The sequence below is a fragment of the Pedobacter planticolens genome, assembly GCF_014172375.1.
GTDB lineage: Bacteria > Bacteroidota > Bacteroidia > Sphingobacteriales > Sphingobacteriaceae > Pedobacter > Pedobacter planticolens.
Map to the genome: position 1 here is coordinate 734,970 of NZ_WNXD01000002.1, position 18,818 is coordinate 753,787.

Genomic DNA, 18,818 nt, shown 5'->3' on the forward strand with positions numbered 1-18,818 from the left:
ATAAAAAGTCTAGTATTCGCGACCTTTTACAATTTTATTTAAAAATACTCCAGCGAAGATTAGACCTAAAATTCCACCTAAAAGAACTAAACCAACGTTAGTGCTTACCGATAAAATGGCACCCATACCAGTTAAAAGACCTAATACGTACCAAACCCACTCAAAACTATTTTTGTTTTCTTCTGTACTCATTTTTGTTATAATTTGTGCCAAAGGTAAATATTTATTTTAAAAAACTTTATGCATTTAATCAATAGAATTCCTCGAGGCGCTGCCTTGGGTTTACATTTCTGCCACAGATTAACAGATTTTTTATTGCCTACTTAACAAAAGTCTTTAAAAAGCTTGCATAAATCTTAAATCTGATAATCTTCGGCTATTTTGTTAGGCTGATGCTTAGAGATTCTTCGCTGCGCTCTGAATGACAAGTTAATTTTGTGAATACTAATTCGAGGTTATTCATTGCTCTGTTTTTAATAATTCATTGATTTTCACCAGCTCATAGCCAGAAGTTTTAAGGTATTTGATTAGTTCTGGTAATCGATTATAAAATTTATCCGTTCTACGTGGATCTGTTCCTATATGTAGTAGAAGTATAAAACCATTTAATCCATCGGCTTTGCTTTTATCATAATCTAGTATCGATTTATAGATTTCTTCAGTGCTTCGATACGATTTCCCCATTTCTGGGTACGTGTAATCAGCGTTTGAACGAGTGCCCGAAGTAAAATTGATTAATTGTTTATCCATCTGACTTGTCCAGTCTGCAATTTGCTGGTTATACCATTCGTATGGTGGCAAAAAATATTTCGCATCATCCATTTTAATTCCAACCTTTTCCATTGCTCCGTAGTTCCACATTAAATCTGTTTTAAATTGAAGTTCTGTTACCAACAAACTATCTCTTTTAATCCAATCGTTATATAAAAGGTGTGCATTAGAATGTGGACCTAAATAATTCCCATTGGTTTTTAAAGTTTCAATTAACTTTCTGTTTTTGAGTTTGCTATAAAATCTCCCTGTTAAAAAGAAAGACGCCTTTACATTTTCATCAACCAATGTTTTGTTAATGTTATTTCCACCATCGGCAAATTCATCTCCCGTAAAAACTAAAGCAACTTTCTTTTCGGTGGCTTTACCTCTAATAATTGCACCTTGCAAACTCTGAAATTCTTTCGGAATAGTTTTCGTCCTGCTATCATAAGCAGCTAATAAATAAATAAGCGAAGCCGTTCCATCCATAGTTGGTTCGTTTGTACTGTAATCTCCATAATCATCATGGTAAACAGCTAAATCGCTTTGAAAATCAGCATAAGCATCGGGTTTTGTTAATTGAATACCAATTAAATTTTTATAAATACTCGTATAAACTGGGCCATCAACCAAACCACCATCTATTGGATAATTTTTTAAATGTGTAAACGCCGAATGCGGATCAGTTGGTGTGTCTCCCCAATTTGGTAAACCGTAAACCATGCTAGTTCCCCATGGATTACAACCCAAAAGCCAATCGAAGTTTGCTTGTTCTAATTCATTAAAACTTTCATCGCCACTTAATTGCTTATACCACATACATTGTTGTGCAAAAGCAACCGTTAAATTATTGCTACACCAAATAAATGGAACACCGCGATAAAAAGCATTCTTCTGTGCTCTTTCCCAAACCTGTTCAATGCCTTGTTTATAATAACTAGCTAGCTTTTGTTTATGTGGCTGAGAGTTCTTTGCCAATTCATAATGCCCAATATTTACAAACGGATAATATTGGTAATGATTTGCCGTATCTTTAGTTAACCAAGGAGTGATAGTTTCTTGTTTGGCGTAGTCAAATGCAATTCCGCTATTCTTTTTCCAAGTCTTTTCGGCTATTAACGGCATCGATGCATACGCCAATTCCATATCATCAACCCAATTATCTTCTGCATATATATAAGGAGATTTTACAGAAACAGTTTGCGTTACTCCTTTTTTAATATTCGCATACGCCAAGGCACTGATTGCTTTCTGCTTTAATTGTTGTGCATAGTTTTCATCCGCCGATGCGAAAATTTTAGACCCTAAAGCAAAGGCGCTGGTAAATTTGGCAGCCGTAGAACTTGTGCCTTTGGTATTGTTCATAAACTTGCCGCGTTGTTGTGGTTCGCCATCTATATAATATAATGGTCGCTCAAAACCTTTTCCATACTGACTATCCTCTTTTGGAATTCGCATGGAGATATGATCCCGATCATCTGCCAGTTGATTAAACATGATGTTATCCTTTGGATGCATTTTCACCAACCAATCCAATCCCCATTTTGCTTCGTCTAACACATCTGCCATTCCGTTTTTACCATCTAAACCATTTGCTTGTTTGGTATCGGCAAATGCCTGAGGAAAATCTCGATATGCCATTAACAAATGATAGGTGGCATTGGCAGAAGTTGTAGAATATTGCAGATAATCGCTTGCATCATGCCATCCGCCAGATGCGTCGAAATGTGTGCTATCTTTAATTCCGGCTTTGGCACCGTACAACACAAAACCATCGTGAGTATGACAACTATCTCTTAAATACGGGTTAAATCCACTTCGTTGTTGGCGCATGTAACGCAACGCGAAGTCTGCCGTGTGGCGATACACTTCATCGTTAATGATAATTTCTGGAGATTTGATTTCCGCAATGCGGATGAAATACTTTCCTGATATTTTAAAGTCTGAGAAGTTTAATCGGGCAGTTGCCGTAAACGGACCATAAGCGCCAAATGATTTAATATTGGTGGACGTATAAACTACTTTTCCGCTTTGTTGGTCAATGAGTTCAAATTTATCTGGAACTTGATTTGTTTTGCTTGCCCAAATGGCAACTTTAGTAGCTTTAGGTTGATAACCCAATAAGTTAATTCTTATCCAACTGTTGTTTGCATCTATTTCTGGTTTTGAAATAAAGGAGGTTAAGGTAAGGACTAGTAAAAGGGCTTTGAATAGGGATAATTTTTTCATAGGCTAGTATTTTTTACGGTTGAATTAAGCAAGTATTAAGTACACGGGAATGACGAGTAAGCTAACACAAAACCAAATTACAATAATTAATTAAGCGGCTAAAAAGTCTAGCATACCTTTTACAATAGCTTCAACAACAGAGTTGTTCATTCCTAGGTAGACCTTCATACTTGACTGGAAATGACAGTGTAAGTTAGAAAGTTTGCAAACCCTTACCCCCCCAAAAAGACTACAAAATCACTTCTCTGTAATACATATCTTCATTTTTATTAAAAACAAAATGTATGTCAACAATTTATGAAACAGATCATTAAGTCCCTTATCACAAGCTAATGATAAAAGAATATTTAAAACCTTATTCTTTTATGTTAAGCATTGCTTGTCTGTGCATAATACTAGCTATATCTGCAGTAATGTTAAACCGAGCATTTTTTGTTGGTGCATTATCGGGAGTTATTTTTTTGGTATTTGTTTTTAAAAAAATTGCGTTAAGCAAAAAAACTGTTGGCCTCTCATTTCTTTTTGTAGTGATTGCAATCTCTATTGCTACTATTTTTCTAAAAAGCGATTCTAGTCTAGGTAGGATATTCATCTATAAAATTTCGTGGAGCATGTTCTTAGATCAGCCCATTACAGGTATTGGCTGGGGCAATTTCCAAAGAGATTATGGGTTATATCAAGCAGCATATTTTAGTGCCGGAAACTTCACACAAAAGGAATTTCTTTTGGCTGATAATACCTTTTACGCCTTTAATGATTATTGGGAATTCATTGTAGAGACGGGGGTCATTGGAGCAGTTTGTTTATTTACTTCTCTCTATTTTTTAGTTAGCCTAGTTTACCGTCGTCTCAATACCAACCTAAAGGATGATATTCTAAAACTTCTTTTAGCTCTTTTTTTGGTTATTGGCATTGCGGCTTTGTTTACTCATGTAGTTGAACATCGTCCTTTTAAAATAGTACTGGCGTTCATCTTAGCTTATTTAGCCTTACCAAGCGTGTTTAATGTTAAAACAAAAAATTTACAAAATGCTACGATAGTAACCATTACAGCAACCTTCGCCCTCTTCCAATATTACTTTGAGCTAAAAAATATCGGTAATTACAGAAAATTGGAGCATGCAAAAACATTGTCTGCAACAGGGTATATTCTCGAAAGCCAAAAAATATATACAGAACTCTACCCACAACTAAAAGGTGATATCGAATTTCTGAAGAACTACAACGCGGTGCTTGTAGGGCATCACAATGCTAGTAAAAAGATATTTCTGTTAAAGGAAATTCTTAAGCACTATACCAGCCACATATCCTTTCTGGAAATGGCAACTATTTATGAAGAACTTGACATGAACAAGGAAGCAGAAATAGCATTGCTACAATCCGTTTATATGGTACCCAACAGGTTTGTGCCGAAAGAAGCACTCTATAGATTTTATAGCAAGAACAAACAATACGAGCAAGCCAAGTTTTGGCGCAAGATAATACTCACAATGCCAGTCAAAATTCCTTCGGAAAGGGTTGAGGCTATTAAACAAACCGTAAAAAATCTAAACAATGATGAAAAACAAAAACCCCTACATTGCCATAGTGGCCTTGTGTATGCTCATTATCTTAGTCTATTCCTGCCGAAAGGACTTTTTGTCTGGAGAAGATGTTGACCCAAAAGTTGAGTGGGCAAAAAACTATTTTAAGGAATCCTTACTGCCTAATGAAGGAAATTTAGTAGACCCTCGACAGTACATAACAGATGCACTACAAGCGAGCCTAATGTCGCAAAAGAAGGGAAATATGAAGATCCCAATATGGCAGAAAGCAATGGAGGGTAAGACCAGACTTTACGATTTTGTTGAGGTGCCGTTAAAATACACGAGCAAGGTCACACCCATGTTGTACAGTCATGAAGAAGGCAAAAACACAGTTAAAACGGCAAACAAGGACGTGCTGAAGGCTAGCCTTGACAGATTGATCATCTATAAAAACAAGGATGGAAAGGTCAATCAACGCATTATCAGCTTTATTCCTACCGAGCAGTATCTCGCACGACATAACGGCGATATCAGCCATAACAGAAGCAACAAGCTTGACAAGGACTTTGACGGAACGCTCATCTATAGGGAATGGAATGGAGCATTTCTGTTCGCACTGATAATCAAAGACGGAAGGGCTATAAAAAAGCTCTCTCTTGAAAATAAGACCAAATTCAGAAAGACAGCTTTTAGTGGCGATGATTGCGAATATGTCGACATTTATGAATGGTTTCAGTACTGCTATTATATTGGAGACAGCCCTGAGCCATATTATTGTGGCGAACCTTTCGCTGAATATGTCACTACAATAGAAGTATGCCCTCCTCCTGGGGGAGATGATCCATGCTTAGATCCTGCAAACTTTAATACCGCAGAGTGTGGAGGGGATGGAGGAGAAGGTTGTAGAGGTTGTGAAATTCCAGTAGAGCCAGTTCCTGTTGACACATTGAATAATCTTTTGGATTCTTGCTTAAAAGATGCTGTTCAGAAGGCGTTAGCCAGTGGAGTTAAAAATGATTTTAAAAATATAATGGACAATACTTTCTTAGAAGATGACAACTTAATTCTATCCATTAATGAAGGAAACCTTCTTGACGCTAATAATTTGCCTGATACATCGACCGCTGGCATTACTTCGAATATTAGTTTCTTTACGCAAAACCAGCAGGATTACAGAGCGATAAATATAACCCTAAATAAAAATGTATTAGGGGGCGCATCTCAGGAATTGGCAGTGGTAACTTTATATCATGAGATTCTGCATGCATATTTACTGACACTGGGGGGATTATATGGAAATAACAACGGTCCACAACATCAATACATAGCATCAACTTTTGTTAGTAAGCTATCAAACTCTTTACAAGGAATTTTTCCTGCACTTTCAAATGGTGATGCTAACTCTCTAGCTTGGCTTGGCTTACAGAATACACCGATGTGGGGGTTGAAAGGTAGTAATGCACAGGCCGATCTGATAAATATTTTAAATAAATATAAAAAAGGTACCTTAGGAACTAAATGCCATTAAATTGAAAAATATGAAAATAAAATTAATCTTATTGGTAACCCTTACTATTTTTTCAACTACGGTGTGCCATGCGCAAAATGACAAAATGTACAATGCTCTTCATAAAGCAATCAAGCTTAACGACAAAGCTTTCTATTCAGATGAGTTTTATGAAAAAGCCCATGCCTTTTCTATCAACATTGGTGTGAATAATAAAGGCATTGTCGACACAGTTATTATCTCTAAGAAAGATGACAAAGAACTTAATAAGTTGTTTGACTTTAAGACCATCATCAATAAAATTCAAATGGATAAATTAAATTTTATTGGTTATAAAAATGAACTCCTTGCATTAGTAGTTATGGTATTTAGAGGAGATGACTACTTCCTTAAGATAAATAATGGAGATCAGTTAATCTCAGAGTGGCTTGCTATTTCAAGCACTACTAGCAAAAACGAAAAAATGAAGCGGAAGCAAATATTTTTGAGTCCTATAGTAATAGAAAGCCGAGGAAAACCAATAAAAAATTAACATTTATAGTAAAGCCACCCTATTCACTTGTAAACCCATTCAATCGAGTGGGTTTACTTTTATTTTACAATAGATAATTAAAATATGGACTTTTTTTTACCTGATATAGGCATTGTGTTATGGCAAATAATGAATGTCATTTTATTAATTACCGCTGTTTATCTAATCGGCAAGTATTTGTTGAGGAAGGCAAAAAGGTAAAGATAGATGATGATAATCAATAGAATTCTTGTTTTACTACTTTTTTTAGCCGGTTGCACACAAAAACAAAAACATTCAAACGATGCTGTTTCGATGATAACTTATTCTTCGTATGGCTTCACATTTGAATCAGGGAAAATTTTCGAAGTAAAAAATAGCATTGATATTGCTTATTATAAAGATTATATAGTGTATAAAACTACAGTTATATCTAGCAATGCAGGAGGCACTTCTCTAAATACTGATGTGTATCTTAATGACACAACTGGAATTAAATCATATCAGTATTATTTTTTTAAAAAAGGAGAAAAAAGTGGTTTAGTCCTTACTGATGAAAATAAATGGAAGGTTTTTAAACAGGATACGTTTTTGAAATTAGAAGGCTTAAATTTTAACGATTATGATTTCTTTAAACTTGATTTAGGAAAGCCAGATAAAACAGAAATAAACCCTAAAACAAAAGAAATAGAAATAGAGAAATTTGAAAATAAACTAAAGGGAGAAAATGAACCTGATTCTCTTTATCGCTATTATAGCAAAGATCTTTCTACCATTGATTTCTCTTTTAATCCTGAATTTGATGCACGAGCGCACAGTAAGCTATATAAAATTGGCGTAATTCATTATTCAACTCCAAAAAGCGCCAGTAAATCTCCTGATAGGAAAAGAAGAGAATCATTTTGGAAGATTGAAAAATCAAATTCAAATGAATCTGATGCTTTCTTAAAGTTATTCAACAGATTTATTGCAGAGAAAGAGAGAGTTAATAAAACTAAGTAAAGAATAAACATAAACTCTTTCAATCGAAAAAGGCCACTCATTATATGAGTGGCCTTTTACATTAATCAATCCGCTCCCTACAACACAAAGCTTCTAACTTCGTCGCTATAAATCCGAGTTGTAGCGCTACCTATTCCTGCTACTCTAAACTCATATTGCGATCCACTTTGTAAATTAGTTAAGGATAAAGAGCTTTTACTTTGCACACTTATAATCCATGCTTCATCGCCTAATACACGATACTCAAACAGGTAGCTATTTGCTCCACGTATTGCACTTAACTTTAAGTTAATAGTGCCTTTTTCTTTAGGCTGTACAGTAAAGCCATCTGGCTTGGGCAAAACACCTACCGGAGTAACTGTTTTTGCTAAACTAAATCCTGAGCTTAGTAAAACAACTTCGTCGCTTTTGCCATAGGCCTCAACATATAGTGCGAGTTTATTTAACAACCCTTCTAATTGTAAGCGGGCTTTGTCTTTTATTGCAATTTGAGATTTCCCTCCGCCTTCGGCGTTACTTAAGGCTTCAATATAAGCAGTAGTTGCTGCTGTAATATCTGCTAATGGCGGAAGAGGCATGTCAAAATTCGGATTGCCTGTCATGCTATCCACAATAAATTTTGCCTTAACATCTAGTTCTGTGTTACGGTAACGGTCAAAGCCCGTTATAATTCTTGGTTTATTCATAAGTTTAGATTTAGCCCTTTATTATTCTTATTCAAATAAAAATGAATGAGGAACAAATAACAGGGTATGAAATTAATAGATAAATTGTTTTATGTTGAATGTATAAGATTATTTAAAGTATGATTATAAATTAGTGGCTATTAACAATACCTGAAATTCATATTACAATTGATCATTGTTATATTACAATTAGCTAAAAGCATATTACAATTGATCATTGTTATACAACAATTGACAAAAAGCATATTACAATTGATCATTGTTATATTACAATTGACTAAAAGCATATTACAATTGATCATTGTTATATTACAATTGGCTAAAAGCATATTACAATTGCTCGTTGTTATACAACAATTAGCTAAAAGCATATTACAATTGGTCAATGTTGTGTAGCAATTAGGTTTTTCAACCTTTCAATGGTCGTTTTTAAGCCGTATAGCCACTTTTTAAGGTTTTTTACTTTTGGTGGGAGCCGTCCTCTTTTTTCTGGTAACGCACCAAATAAAGAGAACAAGTTTGTTTTTAATAATAGATTGATCATTGTATAGTTTTTAATTTCTACGGTTTATCCCTGTTCCTACGCTTAATGCATTAAGCTGCGTAAACTGGTAAAAGTATGCTTGATTGTTTTGCAAAAATCATCCATTTCTTCTGCTCCCAATGTAGAGATAAAGAAGAAACAATGCAAGTAATTTCTAACGACAACTAATTAACTATCAGTTAATTATGTTTACTATTACGATAATTTATTAAAAGAAAATTGAAGTTTAATGTGGTGGGGATTAAGGCAATAACGCACCGTTAGCAGTGAGAGCATCGCGTCATGCCCAGCTTGACTGGGCATCGTAATGCATTGGTAGTTTCTTTTTATCGCTTTACGATTCCCGTTTTCACGGGAATGACGCATGTGAACTAGAAAGAAAAGGTCCTTCACTTCGACTACGCTCAGTGCAAGCTAGCTCAGGATGACAAACATACAAAGTGGCAATGACGAGAAAGATTGCTTCGTCGCTGCGCTTCTCGCAATGACGACAGTTCTACAGATTATTTTGCTCATTTATCATCTAATTGTAAAACCATACCAAATAAATTTGGAAATTAATCAATCGATTGATTAATTTTGTGCCATCAAAAAGACAAATGGAAAAAACTGATAAAAAAACTGAGATCCTTAGAGCAGCAGAGATGTTGTTTTCTGAATTTGGTTTCGAGGGTACCTCTACTCGTCAAATTGCGAAGGAGTCGGGCGCCAACATGGCGATGATTAATTATTACTTCGGCAGTAAAGAGGGTGTGTTTCTAGAAATTATGGAAGCACGTATTTCTGGACATAAATCAACATTGAAAGAAATAAGCGAGCTTCAGGTATCACCTGTAGACAAGCTAATGAAGGTGATTGACCAATACACTAAAAAGATTTTCTCTAATGTATGCTTCCACAGAATGATGCAAAGAGAACTTTCTTTAGGTCAGCGACCAGAGATATACAGCAAAATAAAAGACGCGATAAGAGAAAATCGCTTAGTAATAGAAGAAATTTTTGCAGATGGTGTAAAGGATGGCAGCTTTAGAGCAGTAGATGGTCGCATGCTGATTGCCACAATTTTCGGTGCTATTACATCCGTATCATCACAACCCGATAAAGTGATAGATGATCCAAAATTTGATATCGAAAACGATAAACAACGCGAAGAACTTCGCCAACGTTTGTCGGCTTTTTTACAACACCTCGTACAATCCTATATAATAATCCCAAACAAATGATAACTCATAAATTTAAAATTCTCTTAACCGCATTATTGTTTCCAGCGATAATTAATGCACAAACGGTTAAAACATTAAGCCTGCAAGAAGCTATAGATTTAGGCATAGCCAACAGCAAAAACCTTAAGCTTTCGCAAAATAAAATTGATGAAGCTGTAGCAAGACTAGCGGTTGTTAAAGACAATGTTTTGCCAAGTGCATCTGCAAGTTTTTTATACAATCATGCCGAAATTCCTACAAACACCTTAACTATTGGCGGTGGTAATCCTATTCATTTGCCAAGCAGAGCTGATGCTTTTGTAGGCACCGCAGCTATACAAGAAGTTATTTATGGTGGTGGCAAATACAAATACGCACAAGAAAGCACCAAATTACTAACGGATGTTGCTCGTTTAGATGCCGATAAAAACAAAGAAGAAATTAGCTATGCTGTTATAAATACCTACTTCTCTTTATTTAAAGTAATGCAGAGCAAAAAAGTAGTTGCTCAAAACTTAGAAGCTATTGCAAGTCAATTAAAACAAGCACAACGCTTTTTTGAACAAGGCATCGTAACTAAAAATGATGTATTGAGATTTCAATTGCAACAAGCAAATGTTTCCTTAACGGATTTAGAAATAGAGAACAATCGCAAAATCATCAATTACAATTTAGATATCCTTTTAGGTTTACCTGAAGATACTGAACTAGCAATTACCGAAAGTGATTTACCTTTAAAAACTGTTGAACCGTTAAGTTCTTACATCAGCTCTGCTTTTACCAACAGACAAGAATTGCAACAATTAGATTTGCAAAATAAGGTGGCCGATTTTAACATCAAAAGCATTAAAGCGAACACAAGACCAACCGTAGGTGTTGGTGCTAATTTATATTACATCAACCCGAGTGGCAGTTTTATTCCGCCATCAGAGCAGTTTATTATGCCTATTACTATTGGTGCTACCGTTTCTTGGAATGTAGCTTCTTTATGGAACAACAAGAACAAAGTAGCTGAAGCAAAAATTCAACAAAAGGAAATCGGTTTGCAAAAAGATATTTTATCAGACAATGTAAAAACAGAGTTGAATAAAAACTATCAGAATTATAACCTAGCTGTACAACGAATTAATGTTTTAGAAACTTCTATAGCTCAGGCATCTGAAAACGATCGGTTATTAGAATCGAAATATAAAAACAACATCGCATCTGCAACAGATAGAATTGATGCAGAAACACTTTTATATCAAGCTAAAATTAATTTAGAATTGGCAAAGGCCGATGCAAAGTTAGCGTACTATACTTTATTAAAATCAACAGGAAAAATTTCTCAATAATATAACCATAACAACATACGACAATGACAAAGGAAGCAAAAAAGAAAAACAAAGTTTTACCAATCGTATTAGCAATACTTATAATTGCTGGTGCAGCATTAGGTATTAAAGAATATATGTACGCTAGCAAACACGTAGATACAGACGATGCGCAAATAGACGGAGATATAAGTCCGGTTGTAGCTCGCGTAGGTGGATATGTAAAGGACATTAACTTTGAAGAAAACACAAAAGTAAGTCAAGATCAAGTTTTAGTAACCTTAGATGATCGCGATTACAAAATTAGATTAGAGCAAGCACAAGCTGGTCAGGTTGGTGCAAGTGCTGGTGTAGGTGTTTCGCAAGCACAAATTGCTGCAACTTCTGCAAATACAAGCACAGCTAAAGCAAATATTGAAGCTGCTCAATCTAATGTTCAGGTGGCAAATGTTAAATTAAATTTAGCACAGAAAGATTTTAATCGTTATGCAAACTTGATAAAAGATGGCGCCATCACACAACAAGCTTTCGACCAAGCCAAGGCCAATAAAGAATCGGCAGAAGCTGCAAAAGCATCAGCTCAGGCAGCTTATCAAGCAACGGTAGATCAATATAATGCAGCCGTTAAACAAGTTGGAACTACTCAATCTCAACTTGGCGTGAGCAATTCTGGTGTAAGTCAACGTCAATCTGATGTAGATTTTGCTAAACTGCAATTATCATACACAGCAATTAAAGCCCCTGCAACTGGTATTGTTTCTAAAAAGAATGTTCAAAAAGGACAGTTGGTACAACCTGGTCAATCTTTATTCGCTATCGTGAATGAGAACAGTTTATTTGTAACTGCTAACTTTAAAGAAACACAATTAGAGAAAATCAAAGTAGGTTCGAAAGTTCAAATTACTGTTGATGCTTACGATGATCAGCCGATTGAAGGTGAGGTTTATAATTTCGCTCCAATTACTGGTGCAAAAGGTTCTTTATTACCTCCAGATAATGCAACAGGTAACTTTGTTAAAGTTGTACAACGTGTACCAGTAAAAATCAAATTTTTAGCTAAAGACAAAGAATTACTAGAAAAATTACGTCCAGGAATGAGCGTGAAAGTTTCTGTATCTATAAATAACTAACCACAATGGCCGAAGTAGGTTTTAAAAAATGGATAATCACGTTTACGGTAATCACGGCTTCACTTTTAGAGCTGATTGATACCACAATTGTAAACGTAGCTATCCCTCAAATACAAGGTAACTTAGGCGCAACCCTCGAGGATATCGCTTGGTTATCTACAGGTTACGCCGTTGCGAATGTAATCATCTTACCCATGTCGGGTTGGTTGGGTAGTCGCTTCGGACGTAAAAATTATTTCTTAACCTCTATCATCGTTTTTACGCTTGTTTCCTTTTTGTGTGGTAATGCCACCTCATTAAATGAACTGATTTTGTTCAGGATTTTGCAAGGTTTAGCTGGTGGTGGGTTGATTTCAACCGCTCAGGCTATTTTGATAGAAACTTGGCCGCGTGAAGATGTTGGTATTGCTACTGCTCTATTTGGTTTGGGTGCGGTTGTAGGCCCAACCGTTGGACCAACAATTGGTGGTTATATTTTAGAGATTGCAGATTGGCCTTGGATATTTTATGTAAATATTCCCGTCGGGATACTCGCCGCGTACTGTACCATTACCTTTATTCGAGAGACGCCAAAAGATGGAAAAGGAAAACCAGTAGATTGGTATGGAATAGGATTATTGGCAATTGCTGTTGGTAGTTTACAAACCTTATTAGAAAAAGGCGAAAGCGAAGATTGGTTCTCTACTCCTTATATTACGGCCTTAGCTGTTGCAGCTGTTTTTGGATTGATCTTGTTTATTTGGCGAGAAGCTAGCACCGACCATCCTATTGTAAACCTAAGGATTATGAAGAAGCGAAGTTTCTCCATCGGGATGTTTACTTCCTTTATTTTAGGCTTTGGCTTGTATGGTTCCGTCTTTGTCTTCCCCGTCTTTGCACAAAATCTGTTAGGTTTTACGCCTTTACAAACTGGTAAACTCTTTATTGCTGGTGGTATTTGTACCATTTCTATGATGCCGTTTATTGGTATTATGCTTAAGAAAGGTGTTCCTGCACAGTTTATGGCAACGGGAGGAATGTTCTTGTTCTTTGTGTTCTGTTGGATGTTGAGTAAATCAACGTTAGCTTCTGGAACTGGCGACTTCTTTTGGCCTTTAGTAATTAGAGGTTTTGGAATGGCGTTATTGTTTGTTCCTTTAACAACGTTGGCCATGCAAGATTTAAAAGGTGCAGAAATTGGACAAGGATCTGGATTAAACAACATGAGTAGGCAGTTAGGTGGTTCTTTCGGGATTGCAGCATTAACTACATTAATACACGTTCGTGCTGGCTTTCACAGAAGTAACTTGCTGACTAATATCAACGAGTATAATCCTTCATTTACGCAAAAGTTAAATGGCTTAATTGGTAATTTCATGTCAAAAGGTGCTTCTTATTTAGATGCAAAGCTAATGGCAATGAAAGCAATTGAAGGATCGGTAATTAAACAAACCATGTTGCTTACGTACAACGATGCATATTGGGTAGCCGGACTAATTATGCTATTCTCTATTCCTTTGCTGTACCTGCAAAAGTTTAAAAAGAACGCAAATATTGTTACTGATGCGCATTAACCTATAGTTCTTATCGTCATACCCAACTCGATTGGGTATCGTAATGCTATTGAAAGCTATATATAGCTTTAAGATTAGCTACGCTGAGCACTTCGTGGTTCCCGCTTTCGCGGGAATGACGCAAGGTGGATGGATTTGGTGCTAAATAAAAAAGTCCCGACATAAATGCCGGGACTTTTTTTTCCCAAAAAATTAACAATTGTTACAAGAGTTTTCTTACAAAAATCTTGCGGATACTTTTAAAAGATTTGTTTAACCTTTAATAAAATCCAAGATAAGATTTATTTATAAAAGTTCAAAATAATTAATTGTCATTTTTTTTGAGCATCATTTAAAATAATTTGATTTAGCTAGCGTAACAACAACTATAAATCTTGTTAAAGTTATTTTCGAGTTAATTCTATGTAAATTTTAAAATTATTTGATAATTTCAGCGTTTTCTTAATTGATTTTGTAATGTTTTTGTTGTTTAGGTACAAATTCCGTACCTTTTCGCCATGGAATCAAACCAACCTACCAGTCAGCGAGAATCAGTTTTTAATAACGAGGTTATTTCTCGTTTCGAGTTGTACAATAGTCTGTTTTTAACCCTTCCATTTTATAAGGTAAAAGACACTGGAACTTTACTTCCTTTATTTATTAAAAGTTGCGAAGAAGGTGTAAAACAACATGAAACTCCAGCGCAGCTGATTGAAGCTTTTTTTAAAAAATATACTCAAAACACAAATAGCAAAGATATTATAGACTTATTGTTTCGGTTTATTCAATACATTGAAAGGCAAGTGGTATTGTTTGACGCGGTTGAAGATGCTTCATTTAATAAGTTAAATATTACGGATGAACAGAGTTCGTTACGAGCACTATTTTTAAAGGCTAACGACAATAAAAAACTACATCACAAGGTTGATCAGCTGATAGAAGATTTTTCTTTACGCTTGGTTTTAACGGCACATCCAACACAATTTTACCCTGGTAGTGTGTTGGCTATTATTAACGATTTAACAATCGCGATTAAGACAAACGATATCAGTACCATTAATCAGTTGTTGCAACAATTGGGCAAAACGCCTTTCTTCAATAAAAAATCTCCAACACCTGTTGATGAAGCGTTGAGTTTAGCATGGTATTTAGAAAACGTATTTTATTTCGCCGCAGCAAATATCCAATCGGGATTAAACTCTTTATTGAGCGAATATCATATCGATCCAAAAAAAATTATTGAATTAGGTTTTTGGCCAGGTGGCGATAGAGATGGCAATCCGAATGTGCACCCAGAAACAACGTTGCAGGTTTCTAAAATGCTGCGTCAAATTTTATTTAGATGTTACTACCGTGATTTTAGAAACATAAAACGCCGTATTACATTTAGAGGAGTTGAGGATGCTATTGCTGTTTTACAAGATGTGTTGTATAAAAATGCATTCGATAGTAATTTAGAACCAAAAGATATTTCAGATTTCTTAATCGAAAACCTTCATAAAATTAAAGACATTTTAACTACTGATCATGATGGGCTTTTTGCAGATTTAGTTGATGATCTATTGCGTAAAGTTGAATTGTACCGTAGTCATTTTGCATCCTTAGACATTAGACAAGATAGTCGCATATTACGTGATGTGCATGCGTATTGCCGTCAGCAAAAACCAATTAATGCGTTGTTTAGTGAGAATTATGATGATTTATCAGAAGCAGAAAAACTAAAAGCACTTTCTTTTAGAAACGCCAAAATAATTTACAGCGGTGAGCAAAGCGGCTTGATTGAAGATACGTTGCAAACCATTGCTCAAATTAAAGAGATGCAACAAAGCAATGGCGAAATGGCTTGTCATCGTTTTATTATTAGTAATTGTCAGCAAGCTAGCGACATTTTACAATTGATAGAATTGTTTTTATGGAACGGTTGGGAAGCTGATGAATTAACCATCGATTTTGTTCCTCTTTTTGAAACTGTAAATGATTTATCCGGCGCAGCCGAAATTATGGAAACGTTATACACGCATCCATTTTATCAAAAACATTTAGCTCACCGAGGCGGAAAACAAGATATTATGCTTGGGTTTTCTGATAGCACAAAAGATGGCGGATATTTAATGGCCAACTGGTCTATTTTTAAAGCAAAAGTTGATTTAACTACAGTTGCAGAAAAACACAATATCAAATTAGCATTTTTTGATGGTCGTGGTGGCCCGCCTTCTCGTGGTGGAGGTAAAACACATCGTTTTTACGCATCAATGGGTAAAGAAATTGCGAACAAAAATATTCAACTTACCATACAAGGACAAACAATTAGCTCACAATATGGCTCTATTGATAGCGCTGCTTTTAATATTGAGCAACTGATTAATGCAGGTATTTCTTCAGGCGTTAAAGAGAAACACAATGTATTGTTAGATCCAGAAAATTACGATACGTTAGAAGTGATGGCGAATGATAGTTATGAATCATTTTTAGCTTTACGTCAGCATCCATTGTTTCTACCTTACTTAGAAACTTTATCTCCCTTAAGCTTACTTTCTAAAATTACAATTAGTAGTCGCCCAGTTAAAAGGAACTCTGGTGAAGCCTTAAAATTAGAAGATTTGAGAGCTATTAGCTTTGTTACTTCTTGGAGTCAGTTAAAACAAAATATACCTGGCTTTTACGGAATAGGAACAGCTTTAAAAAACCAAGAGAAAGCTGGTAATTGGGAGCAAGTAACTAAAACTTATCAGGAATCAGGCTATTTTAAAACCATTATAGATAACTGTATGATGTCTATGAGTAAATCTGATTTTACCATCACTGCTTATTTAGCACAAGACAAAACATACGGCAAATTTTGGAAAACCTTACATGAAGAATTTGAGCTTTCTAAAACCATGCTGCTGAAATTGGCTGGTCATCATAGTTTAATGGAAAATTATCCGGTAGAGAAACGTTCTATTGCTGTACGTGAGAAAATAATTTTGCCGTTGGTGCTTATTCAGCATTATGCTTTAGAAAAACTACAACATAAACTAAGCGACGAACAAAAACAGGCTTATGAGAAATTAGCTATTCGTACTGTTTATGGTATTGTAAACGCAGGGCGTAATTTGGCGTAGATAGTTTATTGGTTCACTTGTTCATTAGTTCATTGGGTAAGGAGTATAAGCCATCTTGCGTCATTCCCAACTCGATTGGGAATCGTAATGCAATAAGAGGCTTTTTTACGCATTACGATTCCCGTTTTCACGGGACGAAACCTAATTTCAAACTTGTCATTCAGAGCGCAGCGAAGAATCTCTATTAGCGTTCTTATTTGAGATTCTTCGCTGCGCTCTGAATGACAAAGGTGGTGAAGCAATGACGCGATTGTGAATAAAAGAAAAGGTCTTAGCAAAACGCTAAGACCTTTTTTATATAGCCCAACCCAATGAACAAGTGAACCAATGAACTAATTGTAATTACCTATCAATCGACCCCATTACTCTTTGTCCGAAAGCGTTCAATGCATCTTTTTCAACTGCACCATCTTTTACCATTTGATGAACTTCTAACGCTCCGCAAATATTGGTAATCATTTCACCTGCAACATCAACCTCTGTTTCACTTACGCCTCTAAACTCACAAAACGCTTCTAAAACTTCTAATGTTGCTTCCAATTTCTCTGGAGTGCTATTTTGAAATAATTGTCTTATAACTGGAATTTTCATTACTTTATTTTTGTAAATAATTCGGCTAATCCTTCAGCTTTATTCGTTTGAACTTGATCAACCAATGCACCGTTTTCAAAAGCTGCAAAAGTTGGTAAATTATCAACGTTAGCAAACTTTCTCGAATTAGGATATTTTTCAGCATCAACAATTAAAAATGCAACTTCTTCATTTTCTGATGCCATTTTTTTAAACTTCGGCTTCATGATTCTGCAATTGCCACACCAAGATGCTGCATATTGAACCATCACTTTGCTGTTATCAGCCAAATATTGCTGAAGGTTGTCTTCTGTTAATTCTAAAAACATATGATTTTAATTAATTAGCGCTTAGGTATTCTGCAACTCCTGTTCTGTTTGCGTTCATTGCTTCTTTACCTTCTTCCCAATTTGCTGGACAAACCTCACCATGTTTTTGTACGTGGCTATAGGCATCAATTAAACGCAAATATTCTTTTACGTTTCTGCCTAACGGCATATCATTTACACTTTCGTGGAAAACTTTACCAGTTTCATCAATTAAATAGGTTGCTCTGTACGTAACGTTAGATCCTGAAAACACTTCTTCACCTTCTTCATTATATTCAACATCTTGATCTAAAATACCTAGGATGTTAGAAAGGTGTCTGTGTGTATCCGCTAATAAAGGATAAGTTACGCCTTCAATACCGCCGTTATCTTTTGCTGTGTTTAACCATGCAAAGTGAACTTCATTTGTATCGCATGATGCGCCAACTACGATTGTATTTCTTTTTTCAAAATCAGGTAAGGCTGCTTGAAATGCATGTAATTCTGTTGGGCAAACGAAAGTAAAGTCTTTTGGATACCAGAATAACAACACTTTAGAATTTTTATTTACTGCTTCTTCAAATATATTGATCTTCAAATCATCGCCCATTTCAGACATTGCATCAATACTAACACTCGGGAATTTTTTACCTACTATAGCCATATATAAATTAATTTTTTTGCAAAGATAAGCCAATAAGCCTTCTTAAACAACCAAGTTTAACTTATCATACATACTAAATATTGATAGCGATATAGATTAAAACTATACATTATTAATGATCATTAGTTTTTGTCTATTTGTTGGGTTGGTTAAAAAAATAGCCGCAGATGCGCAGATTTCCTTCGACTACGCTCAGGATGACAAAATCTGCAAATCTGCGGCTAAAATATAAATGAG

At 35.4% G+C, this 18,818-nt stretch carries 16 protein-coding genes; 9 read left to right on the plus strand and 7 right to left on the minus strand.

From position 1 onward, the window contains the following. Window positions 1–9: 9 nt before the first annotated feature. Both GM921_RS11895 and GM921_RS11900 read right to left on the minus strand, forming a co-directional pair. Window positions 10–192: a hypothetical protein gene (locus GM921_RS11895; protein WP_182922858.1), complete on the minus strand. Its 183-nt coding sequence runs from the start codon at window positions 190–192 to the stop codon at window positions 10–12. A gap of 267 nt (window positions 193–459) precedes the next feature. Then, the gene (locus tag GM921_RS11900) at window positions 460–2,982 is read right to left on the minus strand and encodes a glycoside hydrolase family 9 protein (RefSeq protein ID WP_182922859.1); all 2,523 of its coding nucleotides are present in this window, start codon (window positions 2,980–2,982) and stop codon (window positions 460–462) included. 332 nt (window positions 2,983–3,314) lie between these two features. Here GM921_RS11900 and GM921_RS11905 point away from each other — a divergent pair, with 332 nt between their 5' ends. The 4 genes from GM921_RS11905 to GM921_RS11920 all read left to right on the plus strand — a co-directional run bounded on the left by GM921_RS11905 (window position 3,315) and on the right by GM921_RS11920 (window position 7,528). After that, the gene (locus tag GM921_RS11905; protein ID WP_182922860.1) at window positions 3,315–4,640 is read left to right on the plus strand and encodes an O-antigen ligase family protein; all 1,326 of its coding nucleotides are present in this window, start codon (window positions 3,315–3,317) and stop codon (window positions 4,638–4,640) included. Beyond that, a complete protein-coding gene (locus GM921_RS11910) occupies window positions 4,537–6,036 on the plus strand; it encodes a hypothetical protein (protein ID WP_182922861.1) in 1,500 nt (499 codons plus the stop codon). The genes GM921_RS11905 and GM921_RS11910 overlap by 104 nt, the downstream gene beginning before the upstream one ends. 10 nt (window positions 6,037–6,046) lie before the next feature. Continuing rightward, the gene (locus tag GM921_RS11915) at window positions 6,047–6,547 is read left to right on the plus strand and encodes a hypothetical protein (protein ID WP_182922862.1); all 501 of its coding nucleotides are present in this window, start codon (window positions 6,047–6,049) and stop codon (window positions 6,545–6,547) included. A gap of 207 nt (window positions 6,548–6,754) precedes the next feature. Further along, on the plus strand, window positions 6,755–7,528 hold the full coding sequence (locus GM921_RS11920) for a hypothetical protein (RefSeq protein WP_182922863.1): 774 nt from the start codon (window positions 6,755–6,757) through the stop codon (window positions 7,526–7,528). A gap of 77 nt (window positions 7,529–7,605) precedes the next feature. Here the strand turns inward: GM921_RS11920 and GM921_RS11925 are convergent, their stop codons facing one another. Beyond that, on the minus strand, window positions 7,606–8,214 hold the full coding sequence (locus tag GM921_RS11925; protein WP_182922864.1) for a fibronectin type III domain-containing protein: 609 nt from the start codon (window positions 8,212–8,214) through the stop codon (window positions 7,606–7,608). 382 nt (window positions 8,215–8,596) lie between these two features. Continuing rightward, on the minus strand, window positions 8,597–8,758 hold the full coding sequence (locus GM921_RS11930) for a hypothetical protein (protein WP_182922865.1): 162 nt from the start codon (window positions 8,756–8,758) through the stop codon (window positions 8,597–8,599). 599 nt (window positions 8,759–9,357) lie between these two features. Here GM921_RS11930 and GM921_RS11935 point away from each other — a divergent pair. The 5 genes from GM921_RS11935 to GM921_RS11955 all read left to right on the plus strand — a co-directional run bounded on the left by GM921_RS11935 (window position 9,358) and on the right by GM921_RS11955 (window position 17,039). After that, on the plus strand, window positions 9,358–9,981 hold the full coding sequence (locus tag GM921_RS11935) for a TetR/AcrR family transcriptional regulator (protein ID WP_182922866.1): 624 nt from the start codon (window positions 9,358–9,360) through the stop codon (window positions 9,979–9,981). Then, the gene (locus GM921_RS11940; RefSeq protein ID WP_182922867.1) at window positions 9,978–11,294 is read left to right on the plus strand and encodes a TolC family protein; all 1,317 of its coding nucleotides are present in this window, start codon (window positions 9,978–9,980) and stop codon (window positions 11,292–11,294) included. Before GM921_RS11935 ends, GM921_RS11940 begins: the two co-directional genes overlap by 4 nt. 23 nt (window positions 11,295–11,317) lie before the next feature. Continuing rightward, window positions 11,318–12,403: an HlyD family secretion protein gene (locus tag GM921_RS11945; RefSeq protein WP_182922868.1), complete on the plus strand. Its 1,086-nt coding sequence runs from the start codon at window positions 11,318–11,320 to the stop codon at window positions 12,401–12,403. A 5-nt stretch (window positions 12,404–12,408) separates the two neighbouring features. Further along, complete coding sequence (locus GM921_RS11950; protein ID WP_182922869.1) at window positions 12,409–13,956, plus strand: DHA2 family efflux MFS transporter permease subunit; 1,548 nt, start codon at window positions 12,409–12,411, stop codon at window positions 13,954–13,956. Between the two features lie 497 nt (window positions 13,957–14,453). Continuing rightward, entirely contained in the window at window positions 14,454–17,039 is a 2,586-nt protein-coding gene (locus GM921_RS11955; protein WP_182922870.1) for a phosphoenolpyruvate carboxylase, read from the plus strand. A gap of 342 nt (window positions 17,040–17,381) precedes the next feature. On the opposite strand, the gene GM921_RS11960 is transcribed toward GM921_RS11955, so the two are convergent. The 3 genes from GM921_RS11960 to GM921_RS11970 are packed head-to-tail and all read right to left on the minus strand — an operon-like array spanning window position 17,382 to window position 18,581. Beyond that, window positions 17,382–17,630: a DUF6952 family protein gene (locus GM921_RS11960; protein WP_182922871.1), complete on the minus strand. Its 249-nt coding sequence runs from the start codon at window positions 17,628–17,630 to the stop codon at window positions 17,382–17,384. Then, a complete protein-coding gene (locus GM921_RS11965) occupies window positions 17,630–17,938 on the minus strand; it encodes a thioredoxin family protein (RefSeq protein WP_182922872.1) in 309 nt (102 codons plus the stop codon). The genes GM921_RS11960 and GM921_RS11965 overlap by 1 nt, the downstream gene beginning before the upstream one ends. A gap of 10 nt (window positions 17,939–17,948) precedes the next feature. Next, window positions 17,949–18,581 (minus strand): peroxiredoxin, encoded by a 633-nt coding sequence (locus tag GM921_RS11970; protein ID WP_182922873.1) that lies wholly within the window; start codon window positions 18,579–18,581, stop codon window positions 17,949–17,951. Window positions 18,582–18,818: the final 237 nt, after the last annotated feature.

Bases quoted from the DNA above. Each gene is read 5' to 3' on its own strand.
- GM921_RS11895 (WP_182922858.1), bottom strand. From the start codon at position 192: ATGAGTACAGAAGAAAACAAAAATAGTTTTGAGTGGGTTTGGTACGTA.
- GM921_RS11900 (WP_182922859.1), bottom strand. From the start codon at position 2,982: ATGAAAAAATTATCCCTATTCAAAGCCCTTTTACTAGTCCTTACCTTA.
- GM921_RS11905 (WP_182922860.1), top strand. From the start codon at position 3,315: ATGATAAAAGAATATTTAAAACCTTATTCTTTTATGTTAAGCATTGCT.
- GM921_RS11910 (WP_182922861.1), top strand. From the start codon at position 4,537: ATGATGAAAAACAAAAACCCCTACATTGCCATAGTGGCCTTGTGTATG.
- GM921_RS11915 (WP_182922862.1), top strand. From the start codon at position 6,047: ATGAAAATAAAATTAATCTTATTGGTAACCCTTACTATTTTTTCAACT.
- GM921_RS11920 (WP_182922863.1), top strand. From the start codon at position 6,755: ATGATGATAATCAATAGAATTCTTGTTTTACTACTTTTTTTAGCCGGT.
- GM921_RS11925 (WP_182922864.1), bottom strand. From the start codon at position 8,214: ATGAATAAACCAAGAATTATAACGGGCTTTGACCGTTACCGTAACACA.
- GM921_RS11930 (WP_182922865.1), bottom strand. From the start codon at position 8,758: ATGATCAATCTATTATTAAAAACAAACTTGTTCTCTTTATTTGGTGCG.
- GM921_RS11935 (WP_182922866.1), top strand. From the start codon at position 9,358: ATGGAAAAAACTGATAAAAAAACTGAGATCCTTAGAGCAGCAGAGATG.
- GM921_RS11940 (WP_182922867.1), top strand. From the start codon at position 9,978: ATGATAACTCATAAATTTAAAATTCTCTTAACCGCATTATTGTTTCCA.
- GM921_RS11945 (WP_182922868.1), top strand. From the start codon at position 11,318: ATGACAAAGGAAGCAAAAAAGAAAAACAAAGTTTTACCAATCGTATTA.
- GM921_RS11950 (WP_182922869.1), top strand. From the start codon at position 12,409: ATGGCCGAAGTAGGTTTTAAAAAATGGATAATCACGTTTACGGTAATC.
- GM921_RS11955 (WP_182922870.1), top strand. From the start codon at position 14,454: ATGGAATCAAACCAACCTACCAGTCAGCGAGAATCAGTTTTTAATAAC.
- GM921_RS11960 (WP_182922871.1), bottom strand. From the start codon at position 17,630: ATGAAAATTCCAGTTATAAGACAATTATTTCAAAATAGCACTCCAGAG.
- GM921_RS11965 (WP_182922872.1), bottom strand. From the start codon at position 17,938: ATGTTTTTAGAATTAACAGAAGACAACCTTCAGCAATATTTGGCTGAT.
- GM921_RS11970 (WP_182922873.1), bottom strand. From the start codon at position 18,581: ATGGCTATAGTAGGTAAAAAATTCCCGAGTGTTAGTATTGATGCAATG.